This window comes from Actinomadura mexicana (assembly GCF_900188105.1).
GTDB lineage: Bacteria > Actinomycetota > Actinomycetes > Streptosporangiales > Streptosporangiaceae > Spirillospora > Spirillospora mexicana.
In genome coordinates, this window is the sequence record NZ_FZNP01000020.1 from 1 (window position 1) to 17,997 (window position 17,997).

Sequence of the window (17,997 nt, forward strand, 5' to 3'; positions counted from 1 at the left end):
CCGGCCAGATCGTGATCGTCGGCACCGAGGGCTTCGACCCCGCCGACACCGACACCACCGAGAAGGCCAAGTTCACCTTCAAGGGCGTGCCCAAGTCCACCTCAGTGCCCGACGCGCCGTCCCAGGGCGCGGTCACGCGTTAGCCGCACGGTGCGGAACCAGGTGGGAGAGCCGCGGCGGGCGCTCGTGATCGGCGGACTGGGCGCGATCGGCGGCGCCGTGGTCCGGCGGTTGGCGAGCGCCGGCTGGGAGTGCCTCGTGGCGTCCCGGTCGCCGCATGCCGACATCGGCCTCGACATGGCGGACGAGGCTTCGGTCGGCGCGGCGGCGGCGGCATGCCCGCCGTTGGACGCGCTCGTCATCGCCACCAACCTGGAGCCGAGCGCTTCGCTCGCCGAGCTGACCGGCCGGCACGCGACGGCGATGTTCGCCACGCATGTCACCGGTCCGCTCCTGTTCATCCGGAGCGCGCGCCACCTGCTGACGAAGGGGTCGAGCATCGTGTTCCTGTCGTCCCCGGCCGCCTACCGCGGAAGTTACGACCCGTGTTATGCGGCGGCGAAGGGGGCCACGATCGCTCTCGCCCGGACGCTGGCGAAGGAACTCGCACCGGACGTGCGCGTCAACGCACTGTCCCCCAGCATCGTCGAAGACTCACCCGTCGCCCGGCGCATGACGCCCGACTTTCGCGCCCGCCATCGTGAAGCCTCCCTTCTGGAGCGAACGCTCTCCATGGACGAGTGCGCGGAAGCGGTCTGCTTCCTCGTCTCCCACCCGCACGTGACGGGCGCGACCCTGCATCTGAACGGCGGCGAGTTCCTCGGGGCGTGACGGGCTCACTTGTCCTCGAACTCGGCCTCCAGCGCGTCCAGGTGCTGGGTCCAGAACCTGCGGAAGCGCTCCAGCCACGTGTCGATCTCCCGCAGGGTCGCGGAGTCCACGGCGTAGAGACGGTGGGCGCCCCTCGCCCGGACCGTCGCGAGCCCGCTCTCCCGCAGCACGCGCAGGTGCTGGGACACCCCCGGCTGCGAGATTCCGAACTCCGCCTGGATGACCGCGGCGATGGCGCCGGAGGTCTGCTCACCGTCGGCGAGCAGCTCCAGGATCCGGCGCCTCACCGGGTCCCCCAGGACATCGAACACGTGCATCACGCCATTATTTCGGTGCGACTTATATAAGTCAATGGCTAAACATCGGGCCGGATCACGCCCCCCGGCCGGATCGGGGCCGGTAGCGGCCAGGGCGCCGGTCACTACCACGGCATGGCCAGCCAGCTATATTTTTTTGTAGCGGACTCTCTGACCGCGCTCATTCCAGCGCGATGCTTCCGGCTCGCCGGGCCGAAGCCTTCGCCCGCCTTGGATGGAGAGGTGGCCCGATGGAGCCCAGCGCCTCCGCGCACGTCGACACGTTCTGCCGCGACAACCTGCCTCCCCACGACGAATGGCCCGAGTTCGACTTCACGCTTCCGGAGGTCGCCTACCCCGAGCGGCTCAACTGCGCGCACGTCCTGCTGGACGAGACCGTGAGGGCGGTCGGCGCCGGCCGGCCCTGCCTGCGCACTCCCGGAGGCCTCCTGTGGACCTACGGCGACGTGCTGCGGCGGGCGAACCAGGTGGCCCGGGTACTGGTCGACGACCTCGGGCTGGTGCCGGGCAACCGCGTGCTGCTGCGCGGGCCGAACAACCCGTGGCTGGCCGCGGCATGGCTCGGCGTGCTCAAGGCGGGCGGCGTGGTGATCACGACCATGCCGATGCTCCGCGCCCGGGAGCTGACGACCATCGCCGAGCTGGCCGAACCGAGCCTGGCGCTGTGCGACCACCGTTTCCTGGAGGACCTGGCCGCGGCGGAGACTCCCGGGATGCGCACCGTGCCCTACGGCTCGGACGACGCCGACGACCTGGTGTCCCGGGCGGCGGGCAAGGACGGGACCTTCGAGGACGTCGAGACCGCGGCCGACGACGTCGCGCTGCTGGCGTTCACCTCGGGCACCACCGGACGGCCGAAGGCCACCATGCACTTCCACCGCGACGTGCTGGCGATCGCCGACACCTTCTCCCGGCATCTCCTCCGGCCCGTTCCGGACGACGTCTTCGCCGCGTCGCCGCCGCTCGGGTTCACCTACGGACTGGGCGGGCTGCTGGTGTTCCCGCTCCGGGCGGGCGCCTCCGCGCTGCTGATCGAGAAGGCGTCCCCGGCCGAGCTCGCCGAGATCACGGCGGGGCACGGCGTGACGGTGCTGTCCACCGCGCCGACGACCTACCGCGCGATCCTGGCCGCCGGGCTGGCCGGGCGGCTGGCCGGGGTGCGGCGCTGCGTTTCGGCGGGCGAGCACCTTCCGGCCGCGGTGTGGAGGGCGTTCCACGAGGAGACGGGCGTGCGGATCATCGACGGGATCGGCTCGACGGAGATGCTGCACATCTTCGTCGCGGCCGCCGACGACGCCATCAGGCCGGGCGCGACGGGCGTCCCGGTCCCCGGCTACCGGGCGGCCGTGGTCGACGCCGCCGGCCGGCCGGTGCCGGACGGGACCCCCGGGCAGCTCGCGGTCCGCGGCCCGACCGGCTGCCGCTACCTCGCCGACGCCCGGCAGAAGACCTACGTCCTGGACGGGTGGAACATCACCGGCGACACCTACATCCGCGACGCCGACGGCTACTTCTGGTACCAGGCCCGCAGCGACGACATGATCATCTCGTCCGGCTACAACATCGCCGGGCCCGAGGTCGAGCAGGCGCTGATCGAGCATCCGGACGTGGTCGAATGCGGAGTGGTCGGCGCCCCCGACCCCGACCGCGGTGCCGTGGTGACGGCGTTCGTGGTCCTGCGCGAGGGGGTCGAGGGGAACGCGGGCAAGGCCGCCGAGCTCCAGGCCTTCACCAAGCGGACGATCGCCCCGTACAAGTACCCGAGGTCGGTCCGGTTCGTCGACCGGCTCCCCCGCACCAACACCGGCAAGCTGCAGCGCTTCCCCCTGCGCGAGATCGCCGGGGGCGCCCGGTAGGGGCCGGAGCGGCGCGCCGACGCCCACATCCGGTCATCCGCCCGGCCATCGGGCGGTCTTCGCGCTGGGCGGGCAGACCGTGACGCTGTGGGCCGCGCTCTTCTTCGTCGGTCAGCAGCGGGCCTGGCTCAAGGCCCAGGCGCAGCCCGCCTGAGTGTGCCTCACCCCGAAGGCGGGCCGAGCCTTCGGGCCAGGCTCGGCACGCCCGGCCCGAAGGCCTCCTACAGACCTCGGCTTCGGCGGTAGTCGGCGACGACCAGGTCGGTCAGCTCCTGCAGGGAGGTCTCGGCCGTCGGCTTGTCGAAGGAGATCCGGCCGTGCTGCAGCAGGTTGACCCGGTCGCAGACGTCCAGGACCTGGGCGTAGTTGTGCGCGATGATGATGATCGACACCTCGCCGCGCGCCTTGAGGTCGCGGACGAGGTCGAGGATCATCGTGCCCTCCTTGGCGCCCATCGCGGCCAGCGGCTCGTCGAGCAGCAGGATGCGGGCGTCGGAGTAGACCGAGCGGGCGACCGCGATGGCCTGCCGCTGACCGCCGGACAGCTTGGCGACCTCGACGTCCACCGACGGGATCCGTACCCCCATGTCGGCCAGCTGGCGGGCGGCCCGCCGGCGCATCGCACGGTTGCTGAGCAGCGGCCAGCGCACCAGCTCCCGGTTGAGGAACATGTTGTGGTAGACGCTCAGCTCGTTGACCAGGGCGAGGTCCTGGTAGACGGTGTCGACGCCGAGCGAGCGGGCGTGGTCCACCGAGCGCGGGCTCACCTCCGTGCCGTCGATGAGGATGCGGCCGGTGTCCGGCCGCTGGAAGCCGCTGATGATTTTGATGAGCGTGGACTTCCCGGCCCCGTTGTCACCGATGAGGCCGAGCACCTCGCCCTTGCCGAGGTGCAGCGTGACGTCGGCGAGGGCCTCCACGCCGCCGAAGCGCTTGCCGATGCCCTCCACCCGCAGAGCCTCGCTCATGAGCGCCCCGCCCTTCGCAGCCGGGCCAGGTGGACGTTCAGCACCATCGAGATGATGATCGCCGACCCGAGGATGATGTTGAACGGGTTCGCGCTGATCCCGATGAGGTTGAAGCCGTTCTGCATCTCGGCCAGCACCAGCGCTCCGAGCAGCGCCCCGACGACGGTCCCCGAGCCCCCGGCCAGGGCGGTGCCGCCGATGACCGCCGCCGACACCGCGATGAACATCGCGTTCGACCCGCCCGAGCTCGGGTCGATGGAGCCGACCCGGAAGGCCTCCAGGATGCCGGCGAAGGCGCCGAGCGCTCCGGTGAGCATGAAGTTGCCGATCTTGATCCGGCCGGTGCGGATGCCCGCCTCGGCCGCGCCGAGCGGGTTGCCCCCGGTCGCGACCGTGTGCAGTCCCCACCGGGTGCGGGTGAGGACCAGGTGGAAGAAGACCACGATCACCAGGCACCAGGTCAGCTCCGCCCAGGGGGCGCGCCCGAACCAGCCCGCCAGGCCCTCGGCCGCCTCGGGGATCTGCGCCGGGTAGGCGTGGGAGGTGGTGAGCATGATGCCCTGCACCAGGAACATCGAGCCCAGGGTGGCGACGAACGACGGCACCCGCAGCACGACCGTCACCACTCCGTTGCCGAGTCCGATGAGCGCGCCGGCCAGGACCGCCAGCACGATCGCGATGAACGGGTACACGCCGGAGAAGTCGACCATGTAGTGCATGAGGAAGGGTGCCAGCGCGAAGACCATGCCGACCGACAGGTCGATCTCGCCGCTGACGAGCAGGAACACCTCGCCGACCGCGATGATGGCGTACGGCGCGGTGCCCTGGGAGACGTTGACCAGGTTGTCGTGGGTCAGGAAGACCGACTTCGCGGTCTGGAAGTAGATCAGCAGTCCGAGCGCCACCAGGAGGATGGTGGCCTCCCGGCGGCGCAGGAACGCGTCGGTGGCCAGGCCGGGCAGCCCCCGGGCACGCCGCCGCGGTGGCGTGCCCGGGGTTGCCGCCTGGTCCCGCAGGGTGCTCTCGCTCACTCCGTGCTCCTCCCTGTCAGACGTGAGCGATGGCGCCGGACCGCGGCACCAGCTGCTGGGCGGGGCTGGAACCCTCGTACCGGGTCTTGGTGGTGAGGTACGGGCCGACCGTCTGCTTGCTGACGAAGGTCAGGCCGGTGTTGGTCACCGGGGGGAAGACCAGGCCGCCGGACAGCTTGTAGAACCACAGGGCCAGCACGGGCAGGAATCCCTGCAGGTAGGGCTGCTGGTCGATGGTGAAGTCCAGGTCGCCGGACTTGACGGCGCCCAGCGTGCCCGGGGTGAGGTCGAACCCGCCCGCGGCGACGCCTCTGCCCTTGAGGCGGTACTTCTGCATGACCTTGCCGATGCTCTCGGTCGAGCCGGCGTCCACCGCGAACATGCCCTTGACGTTCTGGTGGCCCTGGGCGTAGGCGTCGACGGTCGACAGTTCCTTCGGCAGCTCGGCGCCGCTGGCCACCGAGGTGAACTTGATCGGCTTGCCGGAGGCCTTGATGGCGTCCCGCGCGCCGTCGATGCGCGGCTGGATGTTCAGCGAGCCCGGGGTGGCGATGAACCCGACCGCGTCTCCCCCGGTCATCAGCGCCGCGATCTTGGTGCCGAGCTGGTAGCCGGAGGTGTAGAGGTCCTGGCCGATGTAGGCGAGCCGGTTGGTGCCGGGGTCGTCCTTGGCGCCGTCGGCGTTGTAGGAGACCACCGGGATCCCGGCGTCCAGCGCCTTGTCCACCGGCTGCCGGAAGGCGGTCTTGTCCACCACGGCGACCGCGAGACCGTCGGCCTTGCCGGAGATGGCCGCGTTGGTGGCGCTGACCATCTCGGGCACCGCGGAGTTCTGCGAACCCGTCCACTGGAACGAGCAGCCCAGCAGGGCGCAGGCGTCCTGCGCGCCGTACTGCGTCGGCGTGAAGAAGGGGTTCGTGGTGACGTGGTTGACGAACACGAACTTCCAGTTCGGCGTCTTCGGGAAGTGCCCGGGCCCGCCGGTGGGCGAGGACGAGCTCTTGTTGTCCGAGGAGCAGGCGGCCAGCAGCGCCGACGCGGCCGCGGTCGCGCTGACCAGGCCGGCGCCGCTGAGCAGCCGGCGCCGGGTGGGCTCGCTGAGGCCGAGGTCGTCGACGGCCTCTTCGACCGCCGGATCGATGCGCTCCATGTCAGGCTCCGAACTGGTAGACGGTCGTGGAGTGGTAGGCCTGGCCGGGGTCCAGCTCCGTGGAGGGGAAGGCCGGCTGGTTCGGCGAGTCGGGGAAGTGCTGGGTCTCCAGTGCGAACCCGTCGCCCTGCCGGTAGACGCGGCCGCCGGTGCCGACCAGCGTGCCGTCGAGGAAGTTGCCCGAGTAGAACTGGAGCCCGGGCTGGTCGGTGGAGATGGCCAGGGTGCGGCCGCTCCCGGGATCCTGGACGCGCGCGGCGACCTTCCAGCCGGAACCGTCCAGGACGAAGTTGTGGTCGTAGCCCTGGCCGTAGAGGAGCTGGTCGAAGCCCGTGCGGATGCGGGCGCCGATCGCGGTGGGCCCGGTGAAGTCCAGCGGGGTGCCGTGCACCGGGGCGATGCGGCCGGTCGGGATCAGCTCTGATGAGCTGACAGGGGTGTACCGGGAGCCGTTGATCTGGAGCCGGTGGTCGTAGACCGTTCCGCTGCCCTCGCCCGAGAGGTTGAAGTAGGAGTGGTTGGTGAGGTTGACGACGGTCGGCTTGTCGGTGGCGGCGTGGTAGTCGAACCGGATGGCGTTGTGCCGCGTGACGGAGATGGTCACGTCGGTCTTGAGGGTGCCGGGGAAGCCCTGGTCGCCGTCCGGGCTGGTGTGGGACAGCCGGAGCGCGACGCTGCCGCCGGTGGTGACCGGGGCCGCGGACCAGACGCGCTGGTCGAAGCCGGTCGTGCCGCCGTGCAGGGTGTTCCCGTTGTTGTTGGTGGTCAGCTGGTACGCGCGCCCGTCGAGCGTGAACCGGCCCTTGGCGATGCGGTTGCCGTACCGGCCGATGAGCGCTCCGAAGTACGTGCTGTTCTTGGTGAGGTAGTCGGAGAGGGTCGGGAAGCCCAGCGTGACGTTGGCGAGCCTGCCGTGCCGGTCGGGCGTCTCGATGGTCTGGACGATGCCGCCGTAGGTGATCACCCGGATGCGCATCGAGCCGTTGGTCAGGGTGTAGCGCCAGACCTTGGTGCCGTCGGGCATCGTGCCGAACAGGTCCTTGCCGATCCCGGGCTTCAGGTGGCGGCCGGACGCCGTGGAGGAGGGGGCGAATCCGCCGATCGCGGCGCCGGCGAGCACGGCCAGCGCGACCAGCCTTACTGCGAAGCGTGATCTGGTCATGGGACGGTTTCCTCACAGATCTCGGGGGTGGGGTGTCCTGGCGGCTAGAAGCCTTGTGCCAGGCGGTGGTACGCCTGGTTCCAGCGCATCTCGCGCCGGAACCGGGCGACCTCGGTCTCGCTGTCGATGACGAGCAGTTCCACGCCCGTCATCTCGGCGAGGTCGGCCAGGATCTCGATGGTGATCGCCTGGGACAGCACCGTGTGGTGCGGTCCCCCGGCCGACAGCCAGGCCTCGGTTGCTGTACGGAAGTTCGGGCGGGGCGCCCACACGGCCCGGGCCACCGGCAGCCGGGGCAGCGGTTCCGGGGGCCCCACCAGGTCGATCTCGTTGGCGACCAGCCGGAAGCGGTCGCCGAGATCGGCCAGCCCGACGACGAGCCCCGGTCCGGGCGCCGCGTCGAACACGAGCCGGACCGGGTCCTGCCGTCCCCCGATGGACAGCGGGTGCACCTCGCAGCTCGGCACGCCGGCGGCGATGGAGGGGCAGACCTCCAGCATGTGGGCGCCCAGGATGAGCTCCCGGCCCGGGACGAGGTGGTAGGTGTAGTCCTCCATGAAGGAGGTGCCGCCGGGCAGTCCCGCGGCGGCGCTCTTGAGGGCCCGCAGCAGCAGGGCCGTCTTCCAGTCGCCCTCCGCGCCGAAGCCGCGGCCGTCGGCCATCAGGCGCTGCACGGCGATGCCCGGCAGCTGCCTGAGCCCGCCGAGATCCTCGAAGTTGGTGGTGAACGCCTGGTAGGACCCGGCGGCGAGGAAGTCGCGCAGCCCGAGCTCGATGCGCGCGGCGTCGCGCAGCGCCTGGTGGCGTCCGCCGCCGGACCGCAGCTCCGGGGCGACGGCGTACGCCTGCTCGTACTCCTCGGCGAGCTCGCCGACCCGGTGGTCCGGCACCGCGCCGGCGGCCGCGACGAGGTCGTTCACGCCGAAGGCGTGGACCGAGGCGCCGAACCGGATCTGCGCCTCGACCTTGTCGCCCTCGGTGACGGCGACGTCCCGCATGTTGTCGCCGAAGCGGGCGAGCCGCAGGGTCCGCAGGTCGGCGTGGCCACGGGCGGCCCTGACCCATGAGGCGATCCGCGCGCGTACCGCGGGGTCGCTGGTGTGCCCGGCCACCGTGGTGCGCGCCATGCCGAGCCGGGTCTGGACGTGGGCGTGTTCCCGGTCCCCGTGCGCGGCTTGGTTGAGGTTCATGAAGTCCATGTCGATGCTCGACCACGGCAGCGCCACGTTCGCCTGGGTGTGCAGGTGCAGCAGTGGCCGGAGCAGCGCGTTCAGGCCGGCGATCCACATCTTGGCGGGCGAGAACGTGTGCATCCAGGTGATGACCCCGATGCAGTCGTCGTCCGCGCCCGCCTGGAGCATCGTCCGCCGGATGGCCTCCGCGTCGGTGAGCACCGGGCGCCACCGCACCGCCGCCGGGATGTCCGGATCCTCGTCCAGGGCCTGGGCGATCCGCCGTGACTGCGCGGCGACCTGGTGGAGCGTGTCCTCGCCGTACAAGGACTGGCTTCCGGTGAGGAACCAGATGGTCGGTGCCATCGCGGGGCTGCTCCCTTCGCGGGTCACGGGCGCTGTCCGTAGGCGTTCTGGTAGCGCTGGTACAGGCGGTCGATGTCGTCGGGCCGCAGCGGGACGGGGTCGCCGAGCTGGCGGGCCAGGTGCACCGCCCGTGCCGCGTCCTCGCACATCACCGCGGCCTTGACCGCGGCCCGCGCGTCCGCGCCGATGGTGAAGACGCCGTGGTTGCGCATGATCACCGCCGGGGAGCGGTGGCCGCGCAGCGTGCCGACGATGCCGCGCCCGATCGAGTCGTCGCCGATGGGCGCGAACGGGCCGAGGGGGATCTCCGCGCCGAACTCGTCGGCCATGGCCGTCAGGACGCAGGGCACCGGTTCCCCGCGGGCGGCCCAGGCGCAGGCGTACGCGGAGTGCGTGTGCACCACCCCGCCGACCTCGGGCATGTGCCGGTAGACGTAGGCGTGCGCGGCGGTGTCGCTCGAAGGCCGCAGGTCGCCCTCGACGACCGTCCCTTCGAGGTCGCAGACCACCATCCCCTCCGGGGACAGGTCCTCGTAGGAGACGCCGCTGGGTTTGATGACCATCAGGTCGCGGCCGGGCACCCGGGCGGAGATGTTGCCGGCCGTCCACACGACCAGTCCGTACCTGACGAGTTCGGCGTGCAGGTCGGTGACGGTCCGCCGCAGCGCGCGGACCCTCCCGTCGGGTGCGCCGGGCATCAGAGGCCCCCTTCCGAGCCGAGCGCGTCGTTGCGCAGCCGCCGCAGCCGGTGCAGGACCGCGCTGCTCGCGCCGCCCCGGGCCGCGAAGTGGTCGTGCAGTTCGCGGTACTCCGCGAAGAGGAGGTCATGGACCCGGGCCCGGGCGGGGTCCGGCGCGTAGGCGGCGGTGACCACCCGGCCCATCGCCGCCGCGGCCTCCGGCACGTCCCGGTGGAGGCCCGCCGCGACCGCGGCGTGGATGGCGGCACCGAGCGCCGGCGCCTGGTCGGAGGCGGCGATGGAGACCGGCCGGCGCAGGACGTCGGCGTAGATCTGCATCAGCGCCGCGTTGCGTTTCAGCCCGCCGGCGACGACGAACTCCTCGACCGGGACCCCGGCCGCCTCGAAGGCCTCGACGATGACGCGGGTCCCGTAGGCCGTCGCCTCCATGAGCGCGCGGTAGACCTCCTCCGGCCGGGTGGCCAGGGTCATTCCCGCGATCACGCCCGACAGGTGGTGGTCGACCAGGACCGAGCGGTTGCCGCCCGTCCAGTCCAGCGCCACCAGCCCGTGCGAGCCGACGGGCGCTGCCGCGGACGCGGCCGCCAGTTCGTCGTGGTCCCGGCCGGTCATCCGGGTCCACCAGGCGAAGATGTCGCCGACCGCGCTCTGCCCGGCCTCGTAGCCGTAGGCTCCGGCGGTGATGCCGCCGTCCACGACGCCGCAGATCCCCGGGACCTCGGCGAGGACGGCGCTGCTGACCACGTGGCAGGTCGACGTCCCCATGATCGCCAGCAGCCTGCCGTTCTCGACCGCGCGGGCGGCCGGCGCGGTGACGTGGGCGTCGATGTTGCCGGCCGCCACCGCGATGCCCTCCGGCAGACCGGTCCGGCGGGCCGCCTCGGCGGTCAGCGTCCCCACCCGCGACCCCAGCGGGGAGAGCGGATGGGCCAGCCGCGTGGCCGCGAAGTCGGCGAAGCCGGGATGCAGCGCGGCCAGATAGCCGGCGGAGGGGTAGCCGCCGTCCTGGTGGATGCCCTTGTAGCCGGCGGTGCAGGCGTTGCGCGTCTCGCGGCCGGTCAGCTGCCAGACGATCCAGTCCGCCGCCTCGATCCAGCGTTCCGTACGCCGGTAGGTGTCCGGATCCTCCTCCAGGACCTGCAGCGCCTTGGCGAACTGCCACTCCGAAGAGATCCGTCCGCCGTACCGCTTGATCCACTTCTCCGCGCGCTCGTGCGCCAGTGCGGTGATGCGGTCGGCCTGCGGCTGCGCCGCATGGTGCTTCCACAGCTTCGGCCAGGCGTGCGGCCGGTCCGCCAGCTCCGGGAGCTCGCACAGCGGGGTGCCGTCCGACCGGACGGGAAGCACCGTGCAGGACGTGAAGTCGGTGCCGATCCCCACGATCCGGGCCGGATCCACCCCGGCCTCGGCGACGGCCGCGGGGACGGCGGTGCGCAGCACGGCCCGCCAGTCCGCGGGGTTCTGCAGTGCCCAGTCGGGCGGGAGCGGCTCCCCCGTGACGGGCAGCGCCCGCTCGATCACCGCGTCGGCGTAGTCGTGGACGGCGCCGCCCAGCTCGGCCCCGTCGGCGACCCGGACGACGACCGCCCGGCCGGACAGCGTGCCGAAGTCGACGCCGACGACGCAGGCGGTCTGGTTGATGTTAGCGCTCACAATTTCCTCATCGCTGGAGTCCGGGAGCATCGGCAGGTCAGGTGCGCGGGGCCGGGCGGGCGCTGGACCTGACCACCAGCTCCGGCGGGATCAGCACATTCCCCGGCGGCCCCGAGGGTTCGCCGAGGCGCTGCACCAGCAGCTCCAGCGAACGGCGGCCGAGCTCGCCGAAGTCCTGGCGCACCGTGGACAGCGGCGGGATGAAGTAGGCGGCCTCCGGGATGTCGTCGAAGCCGACCAGGCTGACGTCCTCGGGGACCCGGCGGCCGGCCTCGTGCAGCGCGCGGAGCACGCCCAGGGCCATGTGGTCGTTGGCGCAGAAAACCGCCGTGACCGCGGGGTCTCCCGCGAGCCGCCGGCCGGCCTCGTAGCCCGACCGGGCGCTCCAGTCACCGGTCAGCACCTCCGGCACCGCCGCTCCGGCCCCGGTCAGGGTCGCGCGCCAGCCGTCGGCCCGGCCGACCGCGTCGAGCCAGGTCCCGGGACCCGCGACGTGGTGGACCGTGCGGTGCCCGAGGTCGAGCAGGTGGCGGGTGGCCGCCACCGCGCCGGCGCGCTGGTCGATGGCCACCATCGGAACCCGCGCGGTCAGCCCGCACCCGGCTCCCACCAGCGGCACGAGCCGGCCGGCCTGCGCCAGCACGTCGTTCGTCGAGGTGTGCGGGGCGATCACCACGACGCCCTCGACGGCCTGCTCCGCCAACCGTCCGACCGCGTCCAGCAGGGCGCGCTGCGTGATCGCCCGCAGGCTGACGATGCTGACGAAGAAGTCGGCGTTCCGGGCGGCCTGCTCGATGCCGTGCAGCATCGACGCAGGACCGTAGAGCGTGGATTCGAAGCTGACCACGCCGAGCGTCCTGGAGCGCCGGGTCACCAGGGTCCGGGCCGCCGAGTTCGGCCGGTAGCCGAGCTCGGCGATCGCCGCCTGCACGCGGGCGCGGGTCCGCGCCGAGACGTTCGGATGGTCGTTGACCACGCGCGACACCGTCTGGTGCGACACCCCCGCCAGCTGGGCGACGTCAGCCATGATCGGCGGATTCGACGAGCCGTGGTCGGCCACCGTCTCCTCCTCCGCGGTCGCGCCGGGGGCTCCGGCAGTGTTGCGTAGGCCGATTGTGAGCGCAAACATTTCAACCGTCAAGACCCGATACGCAATGGGTTTCGGACGGCCGGTGACGGGCGCTCGGCCTCGGCGATCGCGTAGCCGGATGATCACGAAGCCGGGCCGGACGTACGGATGCCCAGGGGCGGGCAGCCGGTCCCGTGACGTCCGGGGCTCTTGAGACCCTCGCCAGAAAATCGGACTAACAGCTGGAAACCGGGTACATCCCGAAGTACCCATCGTGGACACCCGTGACGTCCGAGGACGGGGGCGACGAGCACGGGCCGCTGTTCCGGGCGCCTGCGAGCCGACTCTCTACGTGGAAGGAGAGGACATGGCGGACACCAATCGAGGCGTCGTGTACCAGGGGCCGGGCGAGGTCACGGTCGAGGACCTGGACTTCCCCAAGCTCGAACTGGCCGAACAGGGCGGGCGCAAGCTGCAGCACGGCGTCATCCTGAAGGTACTGGCCACCAATATCTGCGGTTCCGACCAGCACATGGTGCGGGGCCGGACGACCGCGCCCGCCGGGCTCACGCTCGGCCACGAGATCACCGGGGAGGTGATCGAGACAGGCAGGGACGTCGAGTTCATCAAGGAGGGCGACCTCGTCAGCGTCCCGTTCAACATCGCGTGCGGCCGCTGCCGCAACTGCAAGGAGCGCCACACCGGCGTGTGCGAGAACGTCAACCGGGAACGGCCGGGCGCCGCCTACGGGTACGTCGACATGGGCGGCTGGCACGGCGGCCAGGCCGCCTACGCGGTCGTCCCGTACGCCGACTTCAACCTGCTCAAGTTCCCGGCCGACCGCGACACCGTGATGGAGAAGCTGCCCGACCTGGCGATGCTGTCGGACATCTTCCCGACCGGATACCACGGCGCCTACACCGCCGGCGTCACGACCGGTTCGACCGTGTACGTGGCGGGCGCGGGACCGGTCGGCCTCGCGTGCGCGACCGCCTGCCTGCTGCTCGGCGCCGCCGTCGTGATCGTCGGCGACATGAACGAGCGGCGGCTGCAGCAGGCCCGCGGCTTCGGCTGCGAGACGATCGACCTGTCGGAGCACGGTGACGTGGGCGCGCAGATCGAGCAGGTCCTCGGCGTTCCCGAGGTGGACGCCGCCGTCGACTGCGTCGGGTTCGAGGCGCGCGGCCAGGGGCACGAGGGAGCGAGGACGGAGCAGCCCGCGACCGTCCTCAACACGCTCATGAACGTCGCCCGCCCCGCCGCAGGGCTCGGCATCCCCGGCCTGTACGTCACCGGTGACCCGGGCGCGTCGGACGAGAACGCGAAGGAGGGCCAGCTCGGGCTGCGGATCGGCCTCGGCTGGGCCAAGTCGCAGTACCTCGTCACGGGCCAGTGCCCGGTGATGGCGTACAACCGGCAGCTGATGATGGCGATCCTGTACGACCGGGTACAGATCGCCCGGAACGTCAACGCGTCGGTCATCCCGCTCGAGCAGGCGCCGCAGGGCTACGCCGAGTTCGACAAGGGCGCGGCGCGCAAGTACATCCTCGACCCGCACGGCACAGTGGGAGCCGCGGCCTGAGTCCGCCCCCTACTCGACGCCCTCGGCGATCCGGCGCCGCTCAGTCTGCGGCATTCACGCCGGGTGTGGCTGGACGAGCTTTGGGCGGCCCCGGAGCGACACCCGCATGATCGGCTCCCGATCGGCTCCCGGTCTCGGATGCGGAGCACGCGAAGCCGGGAAGACGGCCGGGGCGCCCGTGGGCGTTCCGGCGAGGCGGCCCGGCCGTCTGCGCAGGTCGGCTGCTACCGCACCGGCAGGCCCGTGATGGTGCGGCCGATCACCAGGCGCTGGATCTCCGAGGTGCCCTCGAAGATCGTGAAGATCTTGGAGTCGCGGTGCATGCGCTCGACGGGGTACTCGCGGGTGTAGCCGTTGCCGCCGAGGATCTGGATCGCCTCCTCGGTGACGTGGACCGACATCTCGCTGGCCATCAGCTTGGCCATCGAGCCCTCGGCGCTCTGGAAGTCCTTGCCGGTGCGCGCCATCCAGGCGGCCCGCCACACCATGAGGCGGGCGGCGTCCAGGCGGCACTTCATGTCGGCCAGTTTGAAGGCGATGGCCTGGAAGTCGCCGATCTTCTTGCCGAACTGCTCGCGCTCCTGCGCGTACTGGAGGGCGTAGTCGTAGGCGGCTCGGCCGACGCCGAGGGCCATCGCGCCGACGGACGGGCGGGTCGTCTCGAACGTCTTCATCGCGGCCTGGCCCTTGGAGCTCTTGCCCTCGCGGCTGCGCGCGATGCGCTCGTCGAACCTGTCCTTGCCGCCGACGATCAGGTGGGACGGGATCCGGACGTCGTCCAGCACCACCTCGGCCGTGTGGGAGGCGCGGATGCCGTGCTTCTTGAACTTCTGGCCCTGCCTCAACCCCGGCGTGTTCGGGGGGACGATGAAGCTGGCCTGCCCGCGGCTGCCGAGGTCGGGGTGCACCGAGGCGACGATCACGTGGACGTCGGCGATGCCGCCGTTGGTCGCCCAGGTCTTGGTGCCGTTCAGCACCCACTCGTCCTTGGCCTCGTCGAACACGGCGCGGGTGCGGATGGAGCCGACGTCGCTGCCGGCGTCGGGCTCGGAGGCGCAGAACGCGCCGAGCTTGATGTCGTCGGCGGTGCCGAACATCTGCGGCACCCACTCACTGACCTGGTCAGGCGTGCCCACGGCGGCGACGGACGCGGCGGCGAGGCCGGTCCCCACGATCGACAGGGCGATGCCCGCGTCACCCCAGAACAGCTCCTCGAACGCCACCGGGATGCCGAGGCCGGTCGGCTCCAGCCACTGGGTGGCGAAGAAGTCGAGGGAGTAGATGCCGACCTTGGACGCCTCCTGGATCAGCGGCCAGGGGGTCTCCTCGCGCTCGTCCCACTCCTCCGCGGCGGGGCGGATGACGTCCTTGGCGAACTCGTGCACCCAGTCCCTGACCTCGCGAACGTCCTCGCTGGGCTCCAGCGAGAACGGCGTCTGCTCCGCGCTCGTCATGATTATTCGACCCTCTCTCCAATATTGCCTGTTACCAACGGTAGCACCATCCGGAGTTACCGCGGGTAACACGTTGGCAGGGTGTGCGGAGCGGAGCGGTCGGCGGCCGCTATCCACGGCCAGAAGAGACGGAGCGGGCGGCGTCGTGGCCGGAGACCTCGATCATCGGCGGGCGCTCCCCCACGGCCACGTCGGCCGTGCGCGCGTCGTGCCCGCCCGCGCGGCGCCGGAACCGGGTCAGCGCGGTGGAGGGGGCCGCGAGGGGGAGCATCCGGCCGTGCCGCTCCAGCCGCGACCAGGCGGTCAGCATGATCTGGCCCGCCATCGCCCCGAGCGCCTCGGTGGACTGGTGGGCGTGGATCCGGCGGCCGAGGTCGACCTGCGCGATCGCGTCGAGCCCGGAGTCCTGGAAGACGTCCAGCAGCAGGCCGAGCTCCACCCCGTAGCCGGTCACGAACGGCAGCCGCTCCAGCAGCGCGCGGCGCCCCGCGTACTCGCCGCCGAGCGGCTGCATGACGCCGGCCAGCAGCGGCCAGTGCAGGTTGATCAGGGGGCGCGCGACCAGTTCGGTCACCCGGCCGCCGCCGTCCTCGACGCGCCGCTCCCCCTCGACCAGCGGCCGGTCGTAGCAGCCCTTGACGTAGCCGACGGAGGGGTCGGTCAGCAGCGGTCCGAGCAGCCCGGTGACGTAGGAGGAGGTGAACCCGCGCAGGTCGGCGTCCACGAACACGATCAGGTCGCCGGAGGTCACGGCGAGGGACTTCCACAGGGCCTCGCCCTTGCCGGACATGCGGCCCTGCTCCGGCAGGACGGAGTCCTGCGCCGCCACGTCCGCGCCGGCCGCGGCGGCGACGGCGGCGGTCCGGTCGGCGGAGCGGGAGTCGATCACGACGATCTCGTCCACCAGCGGGATCCGCTCGACCAGGTCGGTGCGCACGGCCGCGACGATCGCGCCGACCGTCGCCTCCTCGTCGCGCGCGGGCAGCACGACGCTGATCCTGGTCGCGCCCTTGGCGGCGAGCAGGAGACGCGGCGGCCAGTCCTCCGCCGCGCTCGTACGGCGGGCCAGCCAGGACTCGACCTCGGGCAGCACGCGCTCTCCCTTCCGCCGGGGGGGACCCGGACCGGGCGGTCGGCGTCCCCCTCGCCTACCAGGAAACGCGAGATCCCCCCGCCCCGTGCACGGTTCGCGCCGCGCGCGGCCGACCGACCCGAAGGTTTAACGCGGCCACAACACGCCCGTCATCCGGCGGCGTGCCGGTCCAGGAACTCGTAGACGTCGGCCTCGTCGACGCCGGGGAACGCTCCCGGCGGCAGGACCGACAGGACGTGCGAGTGTGCGCGCGCCGACGGCCACGCCATCCCCTCCCACCGGTCCGACAGCGCCTTCGGGGGCCGCTGGCAGCAGTCGCCGTCCGGGCAGGCCGACCTGACCCGCCGGGTCGTCTCCCGGCCGCGGAACCAGCGGGAGTCCTCGAACCGGACGCCCAGCGTGATCGCGAAGTCGCGCTCGTGGCTGGGGTCGATGTGCGACAGGCACCAGTACGTCCCGTTCGGGGTGTCGGTGTACTGGTGGTAGACGGAGAAGCGGTCCGCGGCGCCGAACACGTGCCGCCCGGCCCACTCCCGGCACATCCGCTGGCCCTCGATCGCGCCGTCCTCGTCCTGCGGGAAGGCCAGGCCGTCGTTGGCGTACGCCTTGTAGATCGTGCCGTTCTCGTCGTTCTTGGTGAAGTGCAGCTGCAGGTCGAGGTGGTGCGTCGCGACGTTGGTGAAGCGGTGCGCGGCCATCTCGTAGGAGACGGAGAAGACGTCCGCCAGGTCCTCCACCGACAGCTCCCGGGCGGCCTTGGCCTCCTGCAGGAACGGGACGACGCTGCGCTCGGGCATCAGGATCGCGGCGCCGAAGTAGTTGGCCTCGACGCGCTGGCGCAGGAAGTCGGCGAAGTCGCGCGGCTGGTCGTGGTCGAGGGCGATGTGCCCGAGGGTCTGCAGCAGGATCGTCCGCGGCGTGTGCATGCCGAGCTGCTCGCGCTCCAGGTAGATCCGCCGGTTGCGCAGGTCGGTGATCGACCGGACCGAGCGCGGCAGGTCCTGGACGTACTGGAGGCTGAAGCCGAAGTGCCCCACCAGCGTCATCAGCAGCCCCTGCGAGACCGCGCCGCGCCGGTACCCGACCGAGTCGAGGGTCTGGGACGCGACGCGCTCGATGTCGGCGAAGTGGTTGCCGCGCTCGTGCATCTGGCGGCGCAGCTCGGCGTTGGCCTTGCGCGCCTCCTCGGGGCTCGCGGTGGGCTTGGTACGGCTGCGCCTGAGCTCCCCGTACAGCGCGAGAATGTGCTCGATGACCTCGTTCGGCATCCGCTTGCCGACCTTCAGGTGCGACAGGCCGAGCGTCCGGTACAGCGGGTCGCGCTGCGCTTCCTCCAGCTGGATCTCCAGCTGGGCGCGCCGGCTGGGGGGCTGGCGGCGCAGGAGTTCCTCCACCGGGCATTCCAGCGCGGCGGCGAGGGCCTGCAGCAACGACAGCTTGGGCTCGCGCCGCCCGTTCTCCAGCAGGGAGAGCTGGGACGGGGCGCGGCCCACGCGCTCGCCGAGCTCCGACAGCGTCAGGCCGCGAGCGCGCCGCAGGTGGCGGAGCCGCTGTCCGAACGTGACGAGATCCACGTCACCCGTCAAGTTAAGG

General features: G+C 71.7%; 15 protein-coding genes. 3 read left to right on the forward strand and 12 right to left on the reverse strand.

Features of this window, described 5'->3' with window-relative positions:
* Positions 1 to 162: 162 nt before the first annotated feature.
* Complete coding sequence (locus CHC11_RS34710) at positions 163 to 831, forward strand: SDR family NAD(P)-dependent oxidoreductase (protein WP_179279158.1); 669 nt, start codon at positions 163 to 165, stop codon at positions 829 to 831.
* A 5-nt stretch (positions 832 to 836) separates the two neighbouring features.
* Here CHC11_RS34710 and CHC11_RS34715 read toward each other — a convergent pair whose 3' ends face one another.
* Entirely contained in the window at positions 837 to 1,148 is a 312-nt protein-coding gene (locus tag CHC11_RS34715) for an ArsR/SmtB family transcription factor (RefSeq protein WP_089316128.1), read from the reverse strand.
* 230 nt (positions 1,149 to 1,378) lie between these two features.
* Between CHC11_RS34715 and CHC11_RS34720 the strand changes: the two genes are divergently transcribed.
* Entirely contained in the window at positions 1,379 to 3,004 is a 1,626-nt protein-coding gene (locus tag CHC11_RS34720) for an AMP-binding protein (protein WP_089316129.1), read from the forward strand.
* 221 nt (positions 3,005 to 3,225) lie between these two features.
* Here the strand turns inward: CHC11_RS34720 and CHC11_RS34725 are convergent, their stop codons facing one another.
* From CHC11_RS34725 to CHC11_RS34760, 8 genes are read right to left on the reverse strand one after another with little or no spacing between them, the layout of a single operon-like run.
* The gene (locus tag CHC11_RS34725) at positions 3,226 to 3,972 is read right to left on the reverse strand and encodes an ATP-binding cassette domain-containing protein (protein WP_089316130.1); all 747 of its coding nucleotides are present in this window, start codon (positions 3,970 to 3,972) and stop codon (positions 3,226 to 3,228) included.
* Entirely contained in the window at positions 3,969 to 5,003 is a 1,035-nt protein-coding gene (locus CHC11_RS34730) for an ABC transporter permease (RefSeq protein ID WP_218826371.1), read from the reverse strand. The genes CHC11_RS34725 and CHC11_RS34730 overlap by 4 nt, the downstream gene beginning before the upstream one ends.
* A 16-nt stretch (positions 5,004 to 5,019) precedes the next feature.
* On the reverse strand, positions 5,020 to 6,153 hold the full coding sequence (locus CHC11_RS34735) for a sugar ABC transporter substrate-binding protein (protein ID WP_089316131.1): 1,134 nt from the start codon (positions 6,151 to 6,153) through the stop codon (positions 5,020 to 5,022).
* 1 nt (position 6,154) lies between these two features.
* Positions 6,155 to 7,315 (reverse strand): aldose epimerase family protein, encoded by a 1,161-nt coding sequence (locus CHC11_RS34740; protein ID WP_089316132.1) that lies wholly within the window; start codon positions 7,313 to 7,315, stop codon positions 6,155 to 6,157.
* Positions 7,316 to 7,359: 44 nt separating this feature from the next.
* Entirely contained in the window at positions 7,360 to 8,853 is a 1,494-nt protein-coding gene (gene araA / locus CHC11_RS34745; protein ID WP_089316133.1) for an L-arabinose isomerase, read from the reverse strand.
* Positions 8,854 to 8,876: 23 nt separating this feature from the next.
* Positions 8,877 to 9,551 (reverse strand): L-ribulose-5-phosphate 4-epimerase, encoded by a 675-nt coding sequence (locus CHC11_RS34750; protein WP_089316134.1) that lies wholly within the window; start codon positions 9,549 to 9,551, stop codon positions 8,877 to 8,879.
* Positions 9,551 to 11,206, reverse strand: coding sequence for a ribulokinase (locus CHC11_RS34755; protein WP_425427371.1), 1,656 nt, complete (start codon positions 11,204 to 11,206; stop codon positions 9,551 to 9,553). The genes CHC11_RS34750 and CHC11_RS34755 overlap by 1 nt, the downstream gene beginning before the upstream one ends.
* Positions 11,207 to 11,243: 37 nt before the next feature.
* A complete protein-coding gene (locus CHC11_RS34760) occupies positions 11,244 to 12,233 on the reverse strand; it encodes a LacI family DNA-binding transcriptional regulator (RefSeq protein ID WP_089316218.1) in 990 nt (329 codons plus the stop codon).
* Positions 12,234 to 12,642: 409 nt separating this feature from the next.
* On the opposite strand from CHC11_RS34760, the gene fdhA reads away from it, so the two are divergent.
* Entirely contained in the window at positions 12,643 to 13,857 is a 1,215-nt protein-coding gene (gene fdhA, locus CHC11_RS34765) for a formaldehyde dehydrogenase, glutathione-independent (RefSeq protein WP_089316136.1), read from the forward strand.
* A 224-nt stretch (positions 13,858 to 14,081) separates the two neighbouring features.
* Here fdhA and CHC11_RS34770 read toward each other — a convergent pair whose 3' ends face one another.
* The 3 genes from CHC11_RS34770 to CHC11_RS34780 form a co-directional block, all read right to left on the reverse strand.
* Positions 14,082 to 15,311 (reverse strand): acyl-CoA dehydrogenase family protein, encoded by a 1,230-nt coding sequence (locus CHC11_RS34770; protein WP_089316137.1) that lies wholly within the window; start codon positions 15,309 to 15,311, stop codon positions 14,082 to 14,084.
* Positions 15,312 to 15,420: 109 nt separating this feature from the next.
* Positions 15,421 to 16,404 (reverse strand): glucosyl-3-phosphoglycerate synthase, encoded by a 984-nt coding sequence (locus CHC11_RS34775; RefSeq protein WP_089316138.1) that lies wholly within the window; start codon positions 16,402 to 16,404, stop codon positions 15,421 to 15,423.
* 149 nt (positions 16,405 to 16,553) lie between these two features.
* Entirely contained in the window at positions 16,554 to 17,990 is a 1,437-nt protein-coding gene (locus tag CHC11_RS34780) for an XRE family transcriptional regulator (RefSeq protein ID WP_089316139.1), read from the reverse strand.
* Positions 17,991 to 17,997 lie beyond the last annotated feature (7 nt).